Source organism: Gammaproteobacteria bacterium, from assembly GCA_013001575.1.
Lineage (GTDB): Bacteria > Pseudomonadota > Gammaproteobacteria > Steroidobacterales > JABDMI01 > JABDMI01.
This window is the reverse complement of record JABDMI010000102.1, coordinates 1-19105: the sequence shown is the minus strand read 5'-3', so window position 1 is coordinate 19105 and position 19105 is coordinate 1. Positions and strand designations below refer to the sequence as shown.

Annotated in this window: 19 protein-coding genes and 3 tRNA genes; 11 read left to right on the top strand and 11 right to left on the bottom strand. The window is 45.2% G+C overall.

What is annotated here, in order from left to right; genetic code table 11:
• The first annotated feature begins 4 nt into the window (after positions 1 to 4).
• The 3 genes from argH to HKN88_08470 all read left to right on the top strand — a co-directional run bounded on the left by argH (position 5) and on the right by HKN88_08470 (position 4934).
• Entirely contained in the window at positions 5 to 1342 is a 1338-nt protein-coding gene (gene argH, locus HKN88_08480) for an argininosuccinate lyase (protein ID NNC98094.1), read from the top strand.
• The gene (locus HKN88_08475; protein ID NNC98093.1) at positions 1339 to 2562 is read left to right on the top strand and encodes a pyridoxal phosphate-dependent aminotransferase; all 1224 of its coding nucleotides are present in this window, start codon (positions 1339 to 1341) and stop codon (positions 2560 to 2562) included. The genes argH and HKN88_08475 overlap by 4 nt, the downstream gene beginning before the upstream one ends.
• 152 nt (positions 2563 to 2714) lie before the next feature.
• On the top strand, positions 2715 to 4934 hold the full coding sequence (locus HKN88_08470; GenBank protein ID NNC98092.1) for an NADP-dependent isocitrate dehydrogenase: 2220 nt from the start codon (positions 2715 to 2717) through the stop codon (positions 4932 to 4934).
• 23 nt (positions 4935 to 4957) lie between these two features.
• On the opposite strand, the gene purU is transcribed toward HKN88_08470, so the two are convergent.
• From purU to HKN88_08445, 5 genes are all read right to left on the bottom strand, one after another.
• Positions 4958 to 5815, bottom strand: a complete 858-nt coding sequence (purU, locus tag HKN88_08465) for a formyltetrahydrofolate deformylase (GenBank protein NNC98091.1) — start codon at positions 5813 to 5815, stop codon at positions 4958 to 4960.
• Positions 5816 to 5855: 40 nt separating this feature from the next.
• A tRNA-Leu gene (locus HKN88_08460) sits at positions 5856 to 5942 on the bottom strand.
• 236 nt (positions 5943 to 6178) lie between these two features.
• Positions 6179 to 6252 (bottom strand) — tRNA-Cys (locus HKN88_08455).
• Between the two features lie 133 nt (positions 6253 to 6385).
• Positions 6386 to 6461: transfer RNA gene (locus HKN88_08450), tRNA-Gly, on the bottom strand.
• Between the two features lie 113 nt (positions 6462 to 6574).
• Positions 6575 to 7483, bottom strand: coding sequence for a hypothetical protein (locus tag HKN88_08445; GenBank protein NNC98090.1), 909 nt, complete (start codon positions 7481 to 7483; stop codon positions 6575 to 6577).
• Between the two features lie 90 nt (positions 7484 to 7573).
• On the opposite strand from HKN88_08445, the gene HKN88_08440 reads away from it, so the two are divergent.
• The 5 genes from HKN88_08440 to HKN88_08420 are packed head-to-tail and all read left to right on the top strand — an operon-like array spanning position 7574 to position 9508.
• On the top strand, positions 7574 to 7990 hold the full coding sequence (locus tag HKN88_08440; protein ID NNC98089.1) for a GFA family protein: 417 nt from the start codon (positions 7574 to 7576) through the stop codon (positions 7988 to 7990).
• Positions 7987 to 8346, top strand: coding sequence for a hypothetical protein (locus tag HKN88_08435; protein ID NNC98088.1), 360 nt, complete (start codon positions 7987 to 7989; stop codon positions 8344 to 8346). Before HKN88_08440 ends, HKN88_08435 begins: the two co-directional genes overlap by 4 nt.
• A 43-nt stretch (positions 8347 to 8389) precedes the next feature.
• Complete coding sequence (locus HKN88_08430; GenBank protein NNC98087.1) at positions 8390 to 8779, top strand: GFA family protein; 390 nt, start codon at positions 8390 to 8392, stop codon at positions 8777 to 8779.
• Positions 8779 to 9258: a hypothetical protein gene (locus HKN88_08425; GenBank protein ID NNC98086.1), complete on the top strand. Its 480-nt coding sequence runs from the start codon at positions 8779 to 8781 to the stop codon at positions 9256 to 9258. The genes HKN88_08430 and HKN88_08425 overlap by 1 nt, the downstream gene beginning before the upstream one ends.
• Positions 9259 to 9277: 19 nt before the next feature.
• Entirely contained in the window at positions 9278 to 9508 is a 231-nt protein-coding gene (locus tag HKN88_08420) for a hypothetical protein (GenBank protein ID NNC98085.1), read from the top strand.
• Between the two features lie 9 nt (positions 9509 to 9517).
• Here the strand turns inward: HKN88_08420 and HKN88_08415 are convergent, their stop codons facing one another.
• Positions 9518 to 10363 (bottom strand): pirin family protein, encoded by an 846-nt coding sequence (locus tag HKN88_08415; GenBank protein ID NNC98084.1) that lies wholly within the window; start codon positions 10361 to 10363, stop codon positions 9518 to 9520.
• Positions 10364 to 10473: 110 nt separating this feature from the next.
• On the opposite strand from HKN88_08415, the gene HKN88_08410 reads away from it, so the two are divergent.
• The 3 genes from HKN88_08410 (at position 10474) to HKN88_08400 (ending at position 14694) form a co-directional block, all read left to right on the top strand.
• Complete coding sequence (locus HKN88_08410; protein NNC98083.1) at positions 10474 to 12672, top strand: malate synthase G; 2199 nt, start codon at positions 10474 to 10476, stop codon at positions 12670 to 12672.
• Between the two features lie 118 nt (positions 12673 to 12790).
• A complete protein-coding gene (locus tag HKN88_08405; protein NNC98082.1) occupies positions 12791 to 13969 on the top strand; it encodes an acyl-CoA dehydrogenase in 1179 nt (392 codons plus the stop codon).
• Positions 13970 to 14166: 197 nt separating this feature from the next.
• Complete coding sequence (locus tag HKN88_08400) at positions 14167 to 14694, top strand: DUF1232 domain-containing protein (protein NNC98081.1); 528 nt, start codon at positions 14167 to 14169, stop codon at positions 14692 to 14694.
• Positions 14695 to 14728: 34 nt separating this feature from the next.
• Here the strand turns inward: HKN88_08400 and pgsA are convergent, their stop codons facing one another.
• From pgsA to HKN88_08375, 5 genes are all read right to left on the bottom strand, one after another.
• Positions 14729 to 15304, bottom strand: a complete 576-nt coding sequence (gene pgsA / locus HKN88_08395; GenBank protein NNC98080.1) for a CDP-diacylglycerol--glycerol-3-phosphate 3-phosphatidyltransferase — start codon at positions 15302 to 15304, stop codon at positions 14729 to 14731.
• A gap of 52 nt (positions 15305 to 15356) precedes the next feature.
• Positions 15357 to 17204 (bottom strand): excinuclease ABC subunit UvrC, encoded by a 1848-nt coding sequence (gene uvrC, locus HKN88_08390; protein ID NNC98079.1) that lies wholly within the window; start codon positions 17202 to 17204, stop codon positions 15357 to 15359.
• Between the two features lie 4 nt (positions 17205 to 17208).
• Positions 17209 to 17856 carry a uracil-DNA glycosylase gene (locus tag HKN88_08385; protein ID NNC98078.1) on the bottom strand — a complete coding sequence of 216 codons (648 nt, stop codon included), beginning with the start codon at positions 17854 to 17856 and terminating at the stop codon, positions 17209 to 17211.
• A gap of 33 nt (positions 17857 to 17889) precedes the next feature.
• On the bottom strand, positions 17890 to 18534 hold the full coding sequence (locus HKN88_08380) for a response regulator transcription factor (protein NNC98077.1): 645 nt from the start codon (positions 18532 to 18534) through the stop codon (positions 17890 to 17892).
• A 106-nt stretch (positions 18535 to 18640) separates the two neighbouring features.
• Positions 18641 to 19105: hypothetical protein (locus tag HKN88_08375; protein ID NNC98076.1), on the bottom strand; the 465-nt coding region annotated here is incomplete at its 5' end.

Below are 19105 nucleotides of genomic sequence, written 5' to 3'. Positions count from 1 at the left end.
AAGCATGAACAATAAATCAAGCAAAATAATACGAAATGCGCCACTTTGGAAAAAATCCACAACTTGCACCCTTCCCAGTGAAGCCTTGATGGAGTTTTTATCTGGTCAAGATGTGATTTTGGATCGCGCTTTAATGCAATATGACATTCAAGCCAGCCAAGCCCACATTAACGGTCTGCTGACTATTGGCGTTTTGAGTCAAATCGAATATCAACAATTGCATCAGGCCTTAAGCCAACTCTTGATAGATTTCGAGAATGGCGAATTTGTCCTTGATCAGCGTTTTGAAGACTCACATTCGGCCATCGAGTGGTACCTCTCCGAAGTATTGGGTGAATTGAGTGGCAAAGTGCATACGGGTCGCAGCCGCAACGATCAGGTCATGGTGGCGATTAGATTGTATATGCGAGATCGTCTGGAAATTCTTGCGCATAACTGTCACGCGATTGCATTGAGTTGTTTGCACAAAGCAACCGAGTTTGAGTTCTTGCCTTTGCCGGGCTACACCCATTTACAACGCGCCATGCCCTCATCGGTTGGTTTATGGATGGCCGGATTTGCCGAAGCATTTATCGAAAATCTTGAACTCACATTATCCACGCTTAACTGGATAAACGCTTCGCCACTGGGCACCGCGTCGGGATTCGGGATCAACCTGCCTTTGCCTCGAGACCAAGTGGCGCAAGAACTCGGCTTTGAGCGTTTACAAATTAACCCGCAAAATGTGCAAAACTCACGCGGCAAGTACGAATTACAGGTTTTGCAAGCAATGTCGATGTGTACTCTGGATCTCAGACGCCTGGCCTGGGATCTGAGTTTATACACATCACAAGAATTTGATTTTGTGCATTTACCGGAGGAATACACCACCGGCTCATCGATCATGCCAAACAAAAAAAATCCGGACAGTGTTGAGCTCCTACGTGCAGTACATGCAAGCGTGCAAGCAGCCAGCACAGAACTACAGGGGATTTTGTCACTGCCATCAAGTTATCATCGTGACCTGCAGTTCACCAAAGCACCTTTAATGCGCGCGTTGGAAACCGGTTTACAAGCCTTAGGCCTACTGCCCGAACTGATCAAGTCTATGCAATTCAATTCCGAAAAAATGCAACAGGCCATCAGCTCTGAAATGTACGCGACTGATCAGGCCGTCGATGCGGTTAAACAAGGCAGAGCCTTTCGTGACGTGTATCAAGACATAATGCAAGAAAGTGACGCCATGCAATCTGCTGATATCACCAATACATTGGCGCACAGAAACTCACCGGGTGCAAACGGCAATTTGATGCTTGAAGAAATGCGTCAACGCCTTGCATCACTAATGGAACAACTCAAATGACCCTTTCCGAAAAACCCTTTAGCAAAGCGCATAAGCTTAAAGACGTTTGCTATGAAATCCGGGGTCCAGTATTACAAACCGCTAACCGTCTGGAAGCGTCCGGACAGCGTGTGCACAAGTTTAATATTGGCAACCCGGCACATTTCGGTTTCGAGGCGCCTGAAGAGATTATCCAGGACGTAGTGCGTAATTTGCAAAATGCCCAAGGCTATACCGACTCCAAAGGCATATTTTCAGCCCGCAAAGCCATTATGCAACGCTGCCAACTCGATGGACTTCTGGATACCGAGATTGAAGATATTTACATGGGTAATGGCGTCAGTGAACTGATCGGCATTGTTACCCTGGCCTTGCTTAACCAGGGCGATGAAGTATTGATCCCGACTCCGGATTATCCGCTATGGACAGCTGCAACGTCTTTGGCCGGAGGGAAACCCGTACACTACAAATGCGATGAAACCAAGGACTGGCAGCCGGATATAAGCGACATCGAAAGCAAGATAACAGTAAAAACCAAAGCGATTGTCGTTATCAACCCCAACAATCCAACGGGTGCGGTATATTCCAAAGAGGTATTACAAAAGATTGCCACCCTGGCTGAAAAACACCGTCTGGTGGTTTTTGCCGACGAGATCTATGACCGCATTCTTTATCATGATGCCATACATACGCCCATGGCGAGCCTGGTGGAGCACACTTTATGTGTGAGCTTTAACGGTTTATCCAAAGCCTATCGTTTAGCCGGTTTTCGTTCTGGCTGGATGGTGCTGTCCGGCGACAAATTGCATGCGGCGGACTATATCGAAGGCCTGGATATGATGGTTTCCATGCGTTTGTGCGCCAATGCGCCAGGCCAATACGCGGTACAAACCTCACTGGGGGGTTATCAAAGTATCAATGACCTGGTCTTGCCTCAAGGACGCTTGTACGAGCAAATTGAGTACGCCTATAAGCGAGTAATCGCTATCGAAGGTCTAAGTTGTGTGCAGCCAAAAGGGGCAATCTACTTATTCCCCAAGCTCGACTCCGAGCGTTATCCGATCAAGGATGATGAAAAGTTCGTATTGGAGTTTTTGAATCAGCAGCATTGTTTGCTGGTACAAGGAACCGGCTTTAATTTATCGAGTAATGATCACTTTCGAGTGGTCACCCTGGGCCATCTGGAGCAACTGGACATACTGTTCAATCGACTGGAAGAATTTTTGCATAAAAATTTTTAATCAATCCTGCTAAAAGTTTTATATATTAAATTATTAATATATAAGAGAAATTTCACTTTTGATAGCTACTTTCGCTACAATGCCGCCCCTGTCTTAAATTTGTTTGAATAATGCAAACAATTGTTTGAATAACATTACACGCGCGGTGATCCATGTCTGAAAAAATAATCTACACCTTTACTGATGAAGCTCCGGCTTTAGCTACTTATTCTTTTTTACCGATTATCCAGGCTTTTACCAAAGCGGCTGGTGTTGAAGTGGAAACCCGTGACATTTCATTGGCCGGTCGGGTTCTGGCTGTGTTTCCTGAATTGCTGACTGAAGAACAGCGAATTAATGATGACTTGGCAGAACTGGGCGCTCTGGTTAAAAACCCCGATGCAAATATCATTAAACTACCCAATATCAGTGCTTCGATCCCTCAACTCAGTGCCACCATCAAAGAACTGCAAGATAAAGGCTATGCCTTACCGGATTACCCAATCGTTGCAGACAATGAAAAAGAAGCCGAGATCAAGGCTCGGTATGACAAGGTTAAAGGCAGTGCCGTTAACCCGGTATTACGCGAAGGAAATTCTGACCGTCGTGCACCTGCTGCGGTAAAGCAATACGCCAAAACCAATCCGCACTCCATGGGAGCCTGGTCACCTGATTCTAAAACACATGTTGCCTCAATGAGCACGGGAGATTTTTTCCATTCTGAAAAATCTGTCACGGTCGAGAAAGCAACAACCGTCAGTATTCAACACCATGCAGAAAATGGCGAGGTCACTGTTCTTAAGGAAAGCGTCCCTTTATTGGCAAATGAAGTCATTGATGCCAGCACCATGAGCCAGAAAGCCTTGATCAGTTTTTATAAAGAACAGTTTTTTGATGCCAAACAAAAAGACGTGTTGTTTTCCTTGCACATGAAAGCCACCATGATGAAGGTTTCAGACCCGATCATTTTTGGACACTGTGTACGAACCTATTTTCGCAATGTTCGCGAGAATCATATTGACCTGATCAATGAATACGAAATTACCGGTGATAATGGTCTCGACAGCCTTTACAGCAAACTTGATCAATTTGATACCGATACACGTTTTGCGATCCGCCAGGAAATTGCCGAAGCAATGCGTATTGGTCCGGACCTTGCCATGGTTGACTCCGACAAAGGCATTACCAACTTGCACATTACCAGTGATGTCATTATTGATGCTTCAATGCCAGCCATGATCCGTTCTTCGGGAAAAATGTGGAACAAAGATGGTGAATTGCAAGACACCAAAGCCGTAATACCCGACAGCAGTTATGCCGGCGTTTATCAAGCCGTTATTGAAGATTGCAAAGCGCATGGCGCTTACGATCCCAGCACCATGGGTAGTGTGCCCAATGTCGGATTAATGGCACAAAAAGCGGAAGAGTATGGCTCACACGATAAAACCTTTGAAATGTCCGCAGCCGGCAGTGTGAAAGTCGTGGATAGTGACGGCAATGTACTCATCGAACATCAAGTCGACACCGGCGATCTGTGGCGCATGTGTCAGACCAAGGATCTGCCTATCCAGAATTGGGTCAAGCTGGCTGTATCGCGCGCCAGAGCCAGTAAAACGCCAGCGGTTTTCTGGCTGGATAAAGATCGCGCGCACGATGCCGAACTGATCAAAAAAGTGAATAAGTATTTACCTGAGCACGATACTACTGGTTTGGATATTCAGATCATGTCACCGGTTGAAGCCACCAAGCATTCTGTCACACGCATTCGTCAAGGCCTGGATACCATATCAGTCACTGGTAATGTACTCAGGGATTACCTGACTGACCTGTTCCCTATACTGGAGCTTGGCACCAGTGCAAAAATGTTGTCCATTGTGCCTTTGATGAACGGTGGCGGATTATTTGAAACCGGAGCCGGCGGATCAGCACCAAAACACGTACAACAGTTCATGCAAGAAGGACACCTGCGCTGGAATTCATTGGGAGAATTCCTGGCACTGGCCGCATCTTTGGAACATTTGGGTGAGACTTTCGACAATAACAACGCAAAAATATTATCCGCTGCACTCGACAAGGCAACGGCTAAACATCTTCAAAAAGACAAATCACCTTCACGTAAAGTGCATGAGATTGATAATCGCGGTAGTCATTTTTATCTGGCGCTGTATTGGGCCCAGGCCATGACCGAACAAACGGATAATCCGGAATTAGCCAAAGCCTTTAAGCCAGTCGCCGACTATCTATTGACTAATAAGACGCGAATTAATGCCGAGCTTGATGTTGCGCAAGGCAAAGCAATGGATATTGGCGGATATTATTTTGCCGATCCCGACAAAGCAGAAGCGGCAATGCGCCCAAGCGAGATATTGAACAAGGCCTTGGATCTTATTTGAATTTATGAATTGAAATTCAGAATTTAAAGCACTACTGTGCGCTGACCGTTTTGTACCACACGCTGGGTTGTGTGTAAGCGCACTGCCTCACACAGGGCTGACGATTCAATGTCGTGCCCCATGTGGATCATTTGATCAATACTGACCTCATGATCTATCGGCTTGACCTCCTGAACGATTATAGGACCTTCGTCCAGATCTTTTGTCACATAATGCGCGGTTGCCCCGATCACTTTAACGCCACGCGCATAGGCACGATCATAAGGCCGTGCACCTTTGAAACTGGGTAAAAATGAATGGTGAATATTGATTGCATGGTTCTGAAGCTGCCCACACATGTCGTCCGACAGAATTTGCATATAGCGCGCCAATACCAGTAGATCCACTTTCTCGGTTTGCATGATCTCGAGTATTTGTTGTTCTTGCTCAAGCTTTGTTTCCGGGCTAACGGGTAGATGGTGATACGGTACTTTGTACCACTCGGCCAAGTCGCGGCATGTTTCGTGGTTCGAGACTACTCCAACCACGTCAATCGGCAACACTCCGGAGCGCCATTTATTCAGTAAAGCATTTAGACAATGGTCAAATTTACTCACCGCGATCAACACACGCATCGGACTGGATACTCGACGTAAACGATATTCTATCAACCAGCTATGAGCCAGACTTTTGATGTGTTGTTCGAACTCACTGATCTCACACGCCAAGTCTCTGTCATCAAACACAAAGCGCAGAAAAAACCGTTGCGAAACAGGATCACTGTAATTGGAAACTTCTGTGATGAATGCACTGTGTTTGTAGAACACGTCGGAAACCACAGCCACCACGCCCAGTCGATCCGGGCAATGCATGGTAAATATGTAACTATTGGGTTGAGTCATGTGCAGTGATGTTGTGAAATTTTTTTAACCTGGTCTTCAATGGTGCCCGGGGCCGGACTCGAACCGGCACGGTGTTGCCACCGAGGGATTTTAAGTCCCTTGCGTCTACCAATTTCGCCACCCGGGCAATATGAGGTGGTCTTTGTATATCTGATCTGATCTCAAATTCTTCTATCGCAAGTCCCTTGCGGCCGTTTCCGACTCCCTGTCTCTCACGGCATTAGAACATCCTGTACGTCCGCCGTTTCCGACTCCCTGTCTCTCACGGCATTAGTACATCCTGTACGTCATCTACCAATTTCGCCACCCGGGCAATATGAGGTGGTCTTTTCTATTAACACCTTTTTCGACCCAAATCGAAAATGGAGGCTGAGGTCGGAATCGAACCGGCGTTGACGGATTTGCAATCCGCTGCATAACCACTCTGCCACTCAGCCATGTACTTTTGTATAACTTATTATTTATCAATAAGTTATAAGAAATTCTTAATTAAAAACTTATTGTTTGTTCATTAATCATATCAGACAATAAAAACCCCGGACTTACCTGAATAAGACCGGGGCCAGAATCTGGAGCGGGAAACGAGATTCGAACTCGCGACCCCAACCTTGGCAAGGTTGTGCTCTACCAGCTGAGCTATTCCCGCAAATGAGCCGCACATTGTAGTCGCAAAGCCCATTAAGTCAAGCAGTTAAAGCATCTGTTTTGTCGATTTAGATTTATTGACTATGAAATGCGCATTTTTCAAATATGAACAGCTTATTCTGCAGCATATACATGCATTCTTGCAGTTCTAGCGTCAAGTGTGATAACAAAGTGTTTCAATACATCATAGCCTAATATACCAATTGTACTTACGCCTTTTGATAATCGAGTTCCCAATTCGGCCCGACTTGCTTGTGAAGATATATTTGTGGGTCGATCTTGAGCAGGCACTGTGACAATTACATTCTCAAGCGTATATGGCCCTAACTTCAATTTAGGTAAAACCAGTATTTCATTCTCTATGGTTTCAACTATCCCGGAAGTTTCACCACTTGCCTTCGAATATTTTTCTATCCAGCCACGGCGCGCTGCGAATTTTCTTTCCAAGTAGAGGCCACTGGATGACCCAGTGTCAAACAAAAGGTCAAGATTTTCACCATCTTCCAAGTTTGCCGTGATAACAAGTGATCTTTTGTTATTACCATGTTGCATTTCTACATTTGCAACTTGTTTCATATCAACACTGTCCCGAGTGATCATTTTGAATCTGCTATTTGGATAATCTATTTGAAAAATCATATCTTTAAAAAACGGCAAGCCAATTATCATTTGATAAGCATCTCCTGAATTGATTGGCACTACATTTTTTAATGGAAAATTTACGTCATATAATGACACATCTATTTCCTTGATGAGCTTGGTACGCTTTTCACCAAAAATACCCTGCAATATAATTTTCCTGCCCTTTTTATAGTTAATTTTATTCTTTTCAAGGAAATCAATATCAATACCAACAATACTCGCTCCAGTGTCTAGCATGGCTTTTGTCGGAATACCTGCAATTTCAACATCGATTAGCATGAGTCCATTGTAAATTTCGAATTCTAGCCAGTCAGTACTACCAGCGTATACATTGCTTGTTGCAAGTAATAATATGGTTATTATCAATTTTTTAAGTGCCATATGGAATGTCCCTATTTATTGTTAGATTAACATCAAGTTAAAATTATTATAGCTTACAATAGAAATTTCGATGCCAATAGAAAATTCACTATGAAAACCTTAAATTCCTACTCAGGCAGCTGCTTATGTGGAAACATACAATATGAAGTCGATGCCATTGAGCCGCGTATGGCGCATTGCCACTGCAATATGTGTCGTAAATTCCACGGTGCCGCGTTTGCCTCCTTTGGTGAAGCTAAGCCCGAGAATTTCAGATGGACTCAGGGAGAAGAAGATCTTGCAGAATATGTAGGTACGAATAACTCAATACGACGTTTTTGTAAAACCTGTGGGTCGAGCATGACGTTTCAACCATCATATGATAACGACGGTTTGATCGAGTTTACCTTGGGCACACTTGATTCACCGATTAACGAACGACCCGACGCTCATATTTTTACCGGCTATAAAGCAAACTGGTTTGATATTGAAGGTCATTTGCCACAGCATGCCGAAGGCCGCCAATGATATTTTTCAATCTTGCTGGCGCGGGAATGTTAATAACGGCTCTTCTGGTATTGATTGGCTTAATGCAACTTCCAGAACGTCTGGAAACGTCACAGGAATTCAGCATCCTATTTGCCTGTTTGTTTCTACTGGATCTGATTTACCGTTTCAGTTTGGTTAAAAAAGAAATTTCAAATCGAAAACAAATTGTTCAAGCTACTTATCCTGAAAAAGAGCAAGCTCAAACTAAAGGTCTAATCACTAAATTGCCGACCCACTTTGGAGCATTACTCTCTTATAGCGGTGGGCATATCCTGTTTTTGCCGGTTTGGGTATGGGGCATCTTTGGCATCTTGGGCATGTTACTCTTGAGCTGAAATATAAATTTTAGGAATTTGATATTACTTTGAGGAAGCGCTCATGCAAGGTTCATGTTTTTGCGGTGAAGTCAGTTTCGAAATAAAACTGAATAAAATTGAGGCCTATCATTGCCATTGTTCGATTTGTCGAAAAGTCACCGGTTCGAAATTTAATACCGCGTTTACCCTGGATGCTGATAGCTTTGTCTGGACCGGCAAAACGGATGGCATTAAACGATTTCAAAAAAATGGTCAGGGTTTTAGTAATTATTTTTGTTCAAGCTGCGTCTGTACAGTTCCCAACCGGTATAAAGACAAATATTTCTGGGTGCCTGCCGGCTTAATGGCTGATGACTCTAGCATAGAACTTGTTCGTCACATTTTTGTCGAATCCAGAGCAACTTGGGATGAAATTATTGACGACTTGCCACAATACGAGGGTTACCCCTAGTGGACCACACCATAAAAAACTTACTGATTTCTGGAATCATCATACTCGGGATCATAATTTTCGGCATTGTAGCCAAAACCTTCGAAGCGCACGGGATCCAGAAAGAGGCCCGAAATACCGGTGTAATTATCGATCTAGCCAATGCCAATGTGCAGGAATATCTGAATAATAAGCAGTACAGGATTGTAACCAGTTGCGGCATGTTCATAACCGACGTTCCAGAATTATCCGAACACAATATTACATTGGAGAAATTTCACTCCTGTATGCATCCCAAAGTCGAGTTACGTTGTTACGGAGACTGGGTAGATGCCGGCATTCCTGAAAACCATGTGTCACGTCTCAAATTGCAAAATACCGATCCACGTGCAAGCCGTTTATATGCAAAAATATTCAACATGCAAATGATGGCTGAAATCAAAAATGACAATGATCTAACAAAATGTTTTAAAGTTGATAACTACAACTCTGACGGTTAAGTTACACCCTAGTCTATTTATGAAAGTTGTATGGCGCATATTAAGATTTTTCCTGGGGGCCAGCTTGCTCCTTGCCGGCAGCATGATGTATTGGCATGTTTTGAATGACAGTGTTTCAGGGTATTCTGCCGCGGTTAAATATCAGGATCAGGAATTGATCGGCACCGGGATCATTACCGGACTGGGTTTTTTGCTAATGCTCAGTGCGTTTTTTTCCAAACCATCTGACGATGAAGAGCCAAAAGACTAAAGCGTGTTCTCAAACAGGCGGGAAAGTGCCACTTTTTAGCTCTTGTAATGTTTGCTCAATCTCTTCCCGCGTATTCATTACAAATGGCCCCCAACGTACCATAGGTTCATTAAGCGCTTCACCAGCCGCCAGTAAAATTCGAGCAGAATCATCTGTAGTCAGATCCAGTTGAGTCCCGTGCGACAGCACCGCCATTTGCGGTGCTTTTAGGACTTCATGCGAGCTTTGCTTAACGACCTGCAGCTGACCTTCAAACACATACAGCAAAACACTTAAATTATCACTCAGGGGTATTGTCAGCGTAGAGTTGATCTCAATTTCAACCAGCATGGGCTTGCGACTGATCTTGCTGACCGGTCCGGTATGACCGAATAAGTCACCGCACACCAGGCGAAACTTGTTCCCATCGATCTCGAACTCGGGAATTTGATCTGCGCGGTACTCCTGATAATCCGGTGGGTTCATTTTCTCTGTTGCTGATAAATTGACCCACAACTGGAAACCAGATAACTCCCCTGCTTCCAATTCAGGCATTTCTTCGTGCATTATTCCGCGTCCGGCACTCATCCATTGCACATCACCTGCTTTAATCACGCCACTACGCCCCGTAGAGTCCTTATGACGCATTTTGCCTTTTAGCATGTAAGTAATGGTTTCTATACCACGATGTGGGTGTAGGGGAAAACCCGCCACATAATCGTCTGGATCATTCGAACCAAAATGATCAAACAATAAAAATGGATCAACGGCTTGAAACCCCGGAACCGGAAAAAAACGTTTGAGCTTAACCCCCGCGCCATCGGTAGCCTCTACCGGAATTCGAATCTGTTGAATACTTCGCTGCATAATTGTCATTAATACCGTTACATGTGCAACTTGTGCGGCGCACAAATCGTTGAGTATTCGATTATAATATCGTCCCAAACACGATTCTTCCACCGCGATATCTGAACAAAGGCCTGATCATGATCTCTCGAACCAATATCGGCGGCTTGCAAGTTGCCAATTCGCTTAAAAAACTCATTCATGCAGAAATCTTGCCGGGCCTGGACATCAGTCCGGGACGTTTTTGGGATGAATTTGAACAATTGATCATTGAATTTGCGCCTAAAAATGCTTCCTTGCTGGTAAAGCGTGATGAGTTACAACAAAAGATAGATGCCTGGCATCAACAACGCGCGGCTCAGGCACACGATCCGGTAGCGTACAAAGCGTATTTACAAGAGATTGGGTACTTGCTGCCGGAGGGCGAGGATTTTATGATCAATACACAAAATATTGATTCTGAAATTGCTACGCAAGCTGGACCACAACTCGTGGTACCGGTGAAAAATGCCCGTTTTGCCCTAAACGCCGCGAATGCTCGCTGGGGCAGTTTATACGATGCCTTATATGGCACTGATGTGATCCCTGAAACTAACGGCGCGGAACGCGCAGGTAGTTACAACAAAGTACGCGGTGATAAAGTGATTGCCTTTGCCCGTCGCCACCTCGATGTGGTTGCACCATTGCTTGAAGGATCACATGCACAAGTCAGTCGCTATACGGTACAAGATGTCAATCCAACCAAGGATTTCGAGCTCGAGATCTACATGAGCAATGGCAAAACCACCAGTTTGCGACACCCGGAAAGATTTATTGCCTATCGAGGAGATCGTATTCAGCCAGAGGCAATTTTATTAAAGAATAACGCTTTGCATGTGGAGATACAGATAGACAAGAACCATCCAATCGGAAGTGAAGACCCGGCCGGAATTAAAGATGTCTTGGTCGAAGCGGCCGTAACTACCATCATGGACTGCGAAGATTCGGTGGCAGCTGTAGACGCCGAAGACAAAGTCGAGGTCTACAGTAACTGGTTAGGCCTGATGCGTGGCAACCTGGAGTCAAGTTTTGACAAAAATGGCAAAACCATTACCCGCCAAATGAATCCTGACCGTACCTACACCGCCAAAGACAGTTTTTCATTAAGTTTACCTGGCCGCAGTTTATTGTTTGTGCGGAATGTGGGTCATTTAATGACAAATAATGCGATTTTATTTGGCGATGATCAAGAAATTCCGGAAGGCATTCTGGATGCCATGATCACGACAACGGCAGCCTTACATGATCTCAATTCCTTGTCGTCTGACAAAGATGTTTTGCACAATTCCCGGCGCGGTTCAATTTATATCGTGAAACCAAAAATGCATGGACCCGATGAGGTCCGGTTTACTTGCGACCTGTTTTCCCGTATTGAACAAATACTAAACCTGAAACCCAATACCATAAAAGTCGGCATCATGGATGAAGAACGTCGCACCACGGTCAATCTCAAAGAGTGCATCCGCATCGCCAAAGATCGTCTGGCCTTTATCAATACCGGCTTTCTGGATCGTACTGGCGACGAGATACACACCAGCATGCATGCTGGGCCGTTTGTGCCCAAAACCGCCATGAAGAATGAAGAATGGATAAAAGCCTATGAAGACTGGAATGTCGATGTTGGACTGAAATGCGGCCTGCCCGGCAAGGCACAGATCGGCAAAGGCATGTGGGCCATGCCGGATGAAATGGCCGCCATGTTAAAACAGAAAATTGCACACCCGAAGTCAGGCGCAAACACGGCTTGGGTGCCATCACCCAATGGCGCGACCTTGCACAGTCTGCACTACCATGCTGTTAATGTATTTGCACAGCAAGAGCAGTTAAAACTGCGCGAGCATGCCAAGCTGGATGACATTTTGACCATTCCTTTGCTGCAAGATCCAAGCAGCCTAAGCGCAGATGAAATTCAAGCTGAACTGGATAATAACGCCCAGGGAATTCTTGGATACGTAGTGCGCTGGGTTGATCAGGGCGTAGGTTGCTCAAAAGTTCCAAATATAAAAGATGTTGGCCTGATGGAAGACCGTGCCACCTTGCGCATCTCCAGTCAGCACATGGCAAACTGGTTACTGCATGACATTGTCAGCAAGCAACAGATATTACAAACCATGCAACGCATGGCAGCCGTGGTGGACAAACAAAACGCCGGAGACCCATTGTATAAAAATATGTCACCTGACTTTGACGGACACGCGTTCAAGGCGGCCTGCGACCTGGTGTTTGAGGGCGTTGCACAACCGAATGGTTATACAGAGCCCCTGCTCCATAAACACCGTTTAAAGTTAAAGAATGCCTGATTGCTGATATCGATCTCTTGCGCACCAATACAAGCATAATTTTTACCAAAGCGTGAATGCCACAGGCATCCTGCATTTGGCTATAATACGCGTTCTTTAATTCACACCATGCAAGCCTATGTCTTCATTACCTCCATATCACTGGCAAGACCCGTTAAATTTTGATGAACAATTGAGCGAAGACGAGCGCATCGTTATGGAAAGCGCGCGTAACTATTGTCAAGAAAAATTGATGCCACGTGTCCTGGATGCCAACCGTAATGAACATTTTGATCGCGCGATCATGTCGGAAATGGGTGAGCTCGGATTGTTAGGGACTACCATTGAAGGATATGGCTGTGCGGGGCTGAATTATGTCAGTTACGGGCTGATAGCGCGTGAAGTAGAACGCGTGGATTCTGGCTATCGTTCTGCCATGAGTGTGCAATCTTCTCTTGTTATGTACCCGATCTATGCCTATGGCACGGACACTCAAAAAGAAAAATATTTGCCCAAACTTGCCAGCGGCGAATGGGTTGGCTGTTTTGGACTCACTGAACCGGATGCCGGCTCTGACCCTGCTTCAATGAAAACCCGGGCAAAAAGCGTTGACGGCGGTTACCGCCTGAATGGCGCTAAAATGTGGATAACCAATTCCCCAATTGCCGATGTATTTGTGGTCTGGGCCAAATGTGATGATGAGGCTATTCGCGGATTTATTCTCGAAAAAAGCATGCAAGGTCTGACGGCTCCAAAAATTGAAGGAAAATTCTCTTTACGTGCGTCTATAACCGGCGAAATTGTAATGGACAATGTATTTGTTCCTGAGGAACAGTTATTACCAAAAGTACAAGGCCTCAAAGGTCCGTTTGGTTGTTTAAACAATGCCCGTTACGGTATTGCCTGGGGCGCCTTAGGTGCGGCAGAGTTTTGTTGGCACGCAGCACGCAACTACACCATGGAACGCATACAATTTGGTAAACCTCTCGCCGCAACCCAGTTGATCCAGAAAAAACTGGCCGATATGCAAACCGAGATCACCCTCGCACTGCACACCGTACTACAAGCCGGACGCATGAAAGATGCAGGCAAATTACACCCAACCGCCATTTCACTCATCAAGCGCAATAGCTGCGGAAAGGCTTTGGATATCGCGCGTACTGCACGCGACATGCATGGTGGAAATGGCATAATGGATGAGTATCATGTGATCCGTCATAGCATGAATCTCGAAACCGTGAACACCTATGAAGGTACGCATGATGTGCATGCATTAATTCTTGGTCGTGGTCAAACCGGACTGCAAGCTTTTAGTTAAATCACAGGCAGATTTGAGTAATATTGCATTGCCACAAATTTAACCGTGATACTACGTAGTTTTACGTAGGACAAGTCATACACCCGAATCACCAAATTCTGTTTCAAAACGCGGTAGAATGCTCATATTCAAACTATAAATTTTGCTGTTTCATAGGCACAACGGAGATAATAATCTCGGGAGTTTGATGTATGGGTATGTCAATACAAATTGAATTAAGTGATCACGATCTTAAATATTTTCATGACACTCTGGACAAGGCCAGAAACACAGCGGCATTGGAAACAGAAAGTATAATTTTAGGAAAAGCAACGCAATTGCTGGATGAAATTGAAAACCGCGAAAAGTTTCCTGAATTTGTCGCAACACGTTTTAAGTATTTACACACTTTGATTGAAATGCTGGAAGACAAAGACTGGAGTCTACCGGATGAAGAAAAAATCCAGGTTTTGAATGCTTTGGCGTATTTTGTTGACAGCTATGACCTGATACCGGATGACATTCCAGGCATCGGTTACCTGGACGATGCCATCATGATTGAAATGGTGGTCTCGGAATTATCCAAAGAGTTCAAACATTATTGTGAATTTCAGCACTATGTTGAACTTGAGAAAAAAGTGCATCCTGATAGTCACCCGAACCGTGAGGAATGGGAAGAGCATAATCGGGTGTCAATGTTTCAACGCATGCGTAACCGACGCGGCACAACCGGCAGTATTTTATAAACCATACTTGCTGCAAGGAAATAACAAACCGGCCCTACGTGGCCGGTTTGTTTTTAATGGCAGCAAATGCCGTTTGTAAATACATACTCATAGAAACCATGGTCAATACGGCGGCCAAGACCAAAGAGGCAAAACCGATTGCATAGGTCGGCAGTCCAAACAAGGGTTGCTGATAAAGCATGGCAATGAGTGCACCGATCTGGAAAGTGGTTTTGACCTTACCAATAAATTTAACTTTTACCGCGCTACTCATACCACTATTTGCCATCCATTCACGTAAAGCAGACACTGCTATCTCGCGACCCACTATGATTATTGCGGCAAGAATGATCCATAGTGATAATCCCGGTGGCGCATCGCTGACAATCAGGATCAAGGCCGTTGATACCAGTAATTTATCCGCAACCGGGTCCAGAAACGCACCAAACAAGGACTCCTGATTCCAGCGTCTGGCAAGATACCCATCTAGCCAATCACTAATGCCTGCAATAGCAAATATAACGGCTGCAATGGGTCGTGAATAGCTCCAACCGGATAAAAATATCAATATGAATACCGGGATCAATACAATGCGCATCCAAGTCAGGAGATTGGGGATTTTGGCTTTCATGTTTGAATTATACCGTCTATGTCATCAGCAAAAAATACTATTAGCCGCACGTTCATTTTTCATGCAAATGTTTGTAGATACGTTCGGCAATGAGCTTGCTAATTCCCTCCACCTTGGACAAATCCTCTATGCTGGCATCGGTAACTTCATGCAAGCCCCCAAAGTGCCTTAATAACAAGCTACGTCGCTTAACCCCAAGCCCTTCAATCTCTTCCAGTACCGAGCGCGTGCGTGACTTTCCGCGACGTTTACGGTGACCAGACAAGGCAAAGCGATGAGCTTCATCACGTACTTGTTGTATAAGCTGTAAAGCAAGGGATTCGGGTCCGAGAATTAACTCTTTTTGTAAATGTGGCATTACTATTTTTTCCGCACCAGCTTTGCGCTCAGGACTTTTGGACACACCGGCCACCAGAAATGGCGGCAACTCGAGGTCAGCAAGATTATCAATCGCTTTTAGTACAGAGTTCACCTGACCAACGCCACCATCGATCAACATCAGATCCGGATAGCGCGGCTTGGACGGCTTGCTTTCATCATTTTGATCCTGGTAAATACGCTTTAGATAGCGCGTTACCGCCTCTTGCAAAGCAAGATAATCATCACCCTCTGTGACCGCACGGATATTGAATCGCCGATAGGCACTCTTTTTAGCGCCCTTGTTATCAAAAACCACACAGGAAGCCGTAGTCGCCTCCCCCATGGTGTGACTGATATCAAAACAACAGATCAGGCCCGGTGTTTCACTCAAATTCAATGTATTTGTCAGATCGGCAAAGCGAGAATCCAGTTGGGTTTGCTTGTTCAAGTGTTGGGTGACGGCGTGCTCTGCATTCATGGCTGTCATGTGCATTAATTGTTTGCGCTTGCCACGCACATTCGCCTTGATGCGTACAGTGTGTTTTGCCTGTTCGCTTAATACCTCTTCCAGCAAATCTTTTTCCTGCAAAGATGTGTTCAATAAAATTTCGTGCGGCGGATAATGATGCAAGTAATACTGGGTTAAAAACGCATCAATAATTTCTTCAAGTTCGGTATCTTTCGCATAACGGGGAAAATAAGTGCGACTGCCCAGATTACGTCCCTGGCGGATAAACAATATGGTAATGCCGGTTACTCCATTATTAGAATACGCAGCGATACAATCCAGATCTTTGGCAAATCCCGACATTAACTGTTGTGCCTGGATCTTTTTCAAGTTAGCAATTTGATCACGATAAAACGCTGCAAGCTCATAATCCTGAGCGTCGGAGGATGATTGCATTTTATTTTGTAATGCTTTAACGATCTGGGCATTTTTCCCACGTAAAAACTGCATCGCATTCTCTATATCCTGTGCATAGTGTTCCGCGCTTATCTTGCCCACACAGGGAGCACTGCAGCGTTTGATCTGGTATTGCAAACAGGGCCTGGAACGATTGGCAAACTCGCTGTCTTTACATTTTCTTAAGCGGAACAGTTTTTGCAATTGATACAGGGTTTCACGGACTGCTACAGTACTGGGAAATGGTCCAAAATAGTCCCCTTTTTTACTCTTGCTGCCGCGGTATGACGTTATGCGTGGAAATTTCTGATCGGTAGAAACATGAATATAGGGAAAACTTTTGTCATCTTTCAACAAAACGTTATATCTTGGCTTGAACTTTTTGATCAAATTCGATTCGAGTAACAAGGCCTCGGTTTCGGTATTGGTTACAGTAACTTCTATGCACTTCACCAAGGCCAGCATGCGCATGGTTTTTTTGGTTTTAGGGCTGCCACTGAAATAACTCGCTACCCTCTTTTTCAGGTTTTTGGCTTTACCGATATAAATAATCTCCGATCTGGCATCCAGCATCCGGTAAATACCCGGACGCGAGGTCATTTTATTGATCTGTGCCGAAGGGTCAAATTCATTCATACAGCTAATCGAGTTCCTGCTTAATGTCGGCAAATACCTGATCGAACATGGCCGGGGTCAAGCGTTTGGTATTGGTGTTGTAACGACTGCAATGATAACTGTCATACATGATCAAATTCTCACGCAATTCGTGGCGTGCATTATGGGCAAACTTGAAAGCTGACTGTTTAAAACCACAGGCTTTGAGAATGGCTTTGTGCGCCACTCCGCCAAGCGCCAGTAAAATTGAATTCTCCGGCAGGGCATTGATCTCATGCTGTAAAAAGTGATTACAGGTATTTACTTCTTGAGTAGTAACCTTGTTTTGTGGCGGCAAACATTTCACGGCATTACTGATACGACAATTGCGTAAACGCAAGTCATCATTCGCATGGGTCTGGCCACGCTCTATCTGCATTGCCTGGTTACTAAAACCGTAACGGTACAAGGTATCGTATAACAATTCCCCTGCATAATCACCGGTGAACGGACGTCCGGTTGCATTCGCACCATGCAAACCGGGTGCCAGCCCGACAATCAAAAAGCGTGCATGCGGATCACCGAATGGTGCCACGGGTAGATTATGATATTCCGGATATTGCTCTCGCAGATCTAGCAAAAACCCGGCCAGCCTCGGACAGGCGGTGCATTGCAAGTCAAAACTACTTGTCATGATAAATTACAAAACTGACTTTAAAGTTGGCGATTAATTTGGGGTAACCACTTCATTGGCAATGGCCAATTTGATCAATTCGGCATTGTTGCTGGCATCTACTTTATCGCGCATGCGGGTGCAATAGGTACTGATGGTCTTGGGACTGACATGCAATAGTTCCGCGATCTCGATATTGCGCTTGCCGCGTGCCATTAATTGCAAGACTTCCAGTTCCCGACGTGAGAGATCATCAAAGCGTTCATCTTTGATGTCGCCGATGAATTGCTTGGCCAGGAGCTCTGCGATCGGTTGTGACAAATATTTTTCACCGGAATACACCTGGCGGACAGCATTGGCAATTTCGCTAACCGCGGAAGTCTTACTTAAAAATCCGAGCACCCCCATTTCCAGGACCAGGCGCGGTAATGGGCCCTTCTCCTGACTGGTCAGGAATATGATTTTTGTACTGCTTTGACGCAGTATCCGCTCAGCCGCCGACAAACCATTCATGCCAGGCATATGATTGTCCAGGATCAACACGTCCGGATTTTCTTGCCGACAAAACTCCAATGCCTCAATGCCTGTAGTGGCTTCATTAACAACCACAATGTCTTCGGTTTCTCCCAGCACCATTTGCAAAGCCTGACGGATGATATCGTGATCATCAGCAATGCAAACGGAAATCGCTTGTGACATAGGGTTCACTCCTGCAGTGACAGATTAATTCGTGTATTAATGTTTTGAATATTTATTTTAGTATAACTTTATATGAAAATATTGTGACATTTAAGTCGGAAATACATCAACTCATGTGACGAATGACAGACTCGGCAAAACCATCGGTTCCAACCAGTGTAACGCCTTCACGCAATTTGGTTTCGGGCGCACCAGCTTTACGGTCGGCAGCTTCGCGCTTGGTACGCTTGGAGGCCGGCTCACGAGCCAGGTCAAAAGTCACTTCCAGCGCCCCGATCGCGCCCTTCACACCCGCCAAGACCAGATCCGCGGCTTCGGTCCAGCCCAGATGTCTGAGCATCATGTCTGCTGACAGAATTAGTGAACCCGGATTGACCTTGTCTTGACCGGCAAAGCCCGGTGCCGTTCCATGGGTGGCCTCAAACACCGCAACGCCTGAACCGATATTACCACCTGGCGAGATACCAATGCCTCCAACCTGTGCCGCGAGGGCATCAGAAATATAATCGCCGTTCAAATTCAAGGTCGCGATCACGTCATACTCTTCCGGGCGTAACAGGATCTGTTGCAG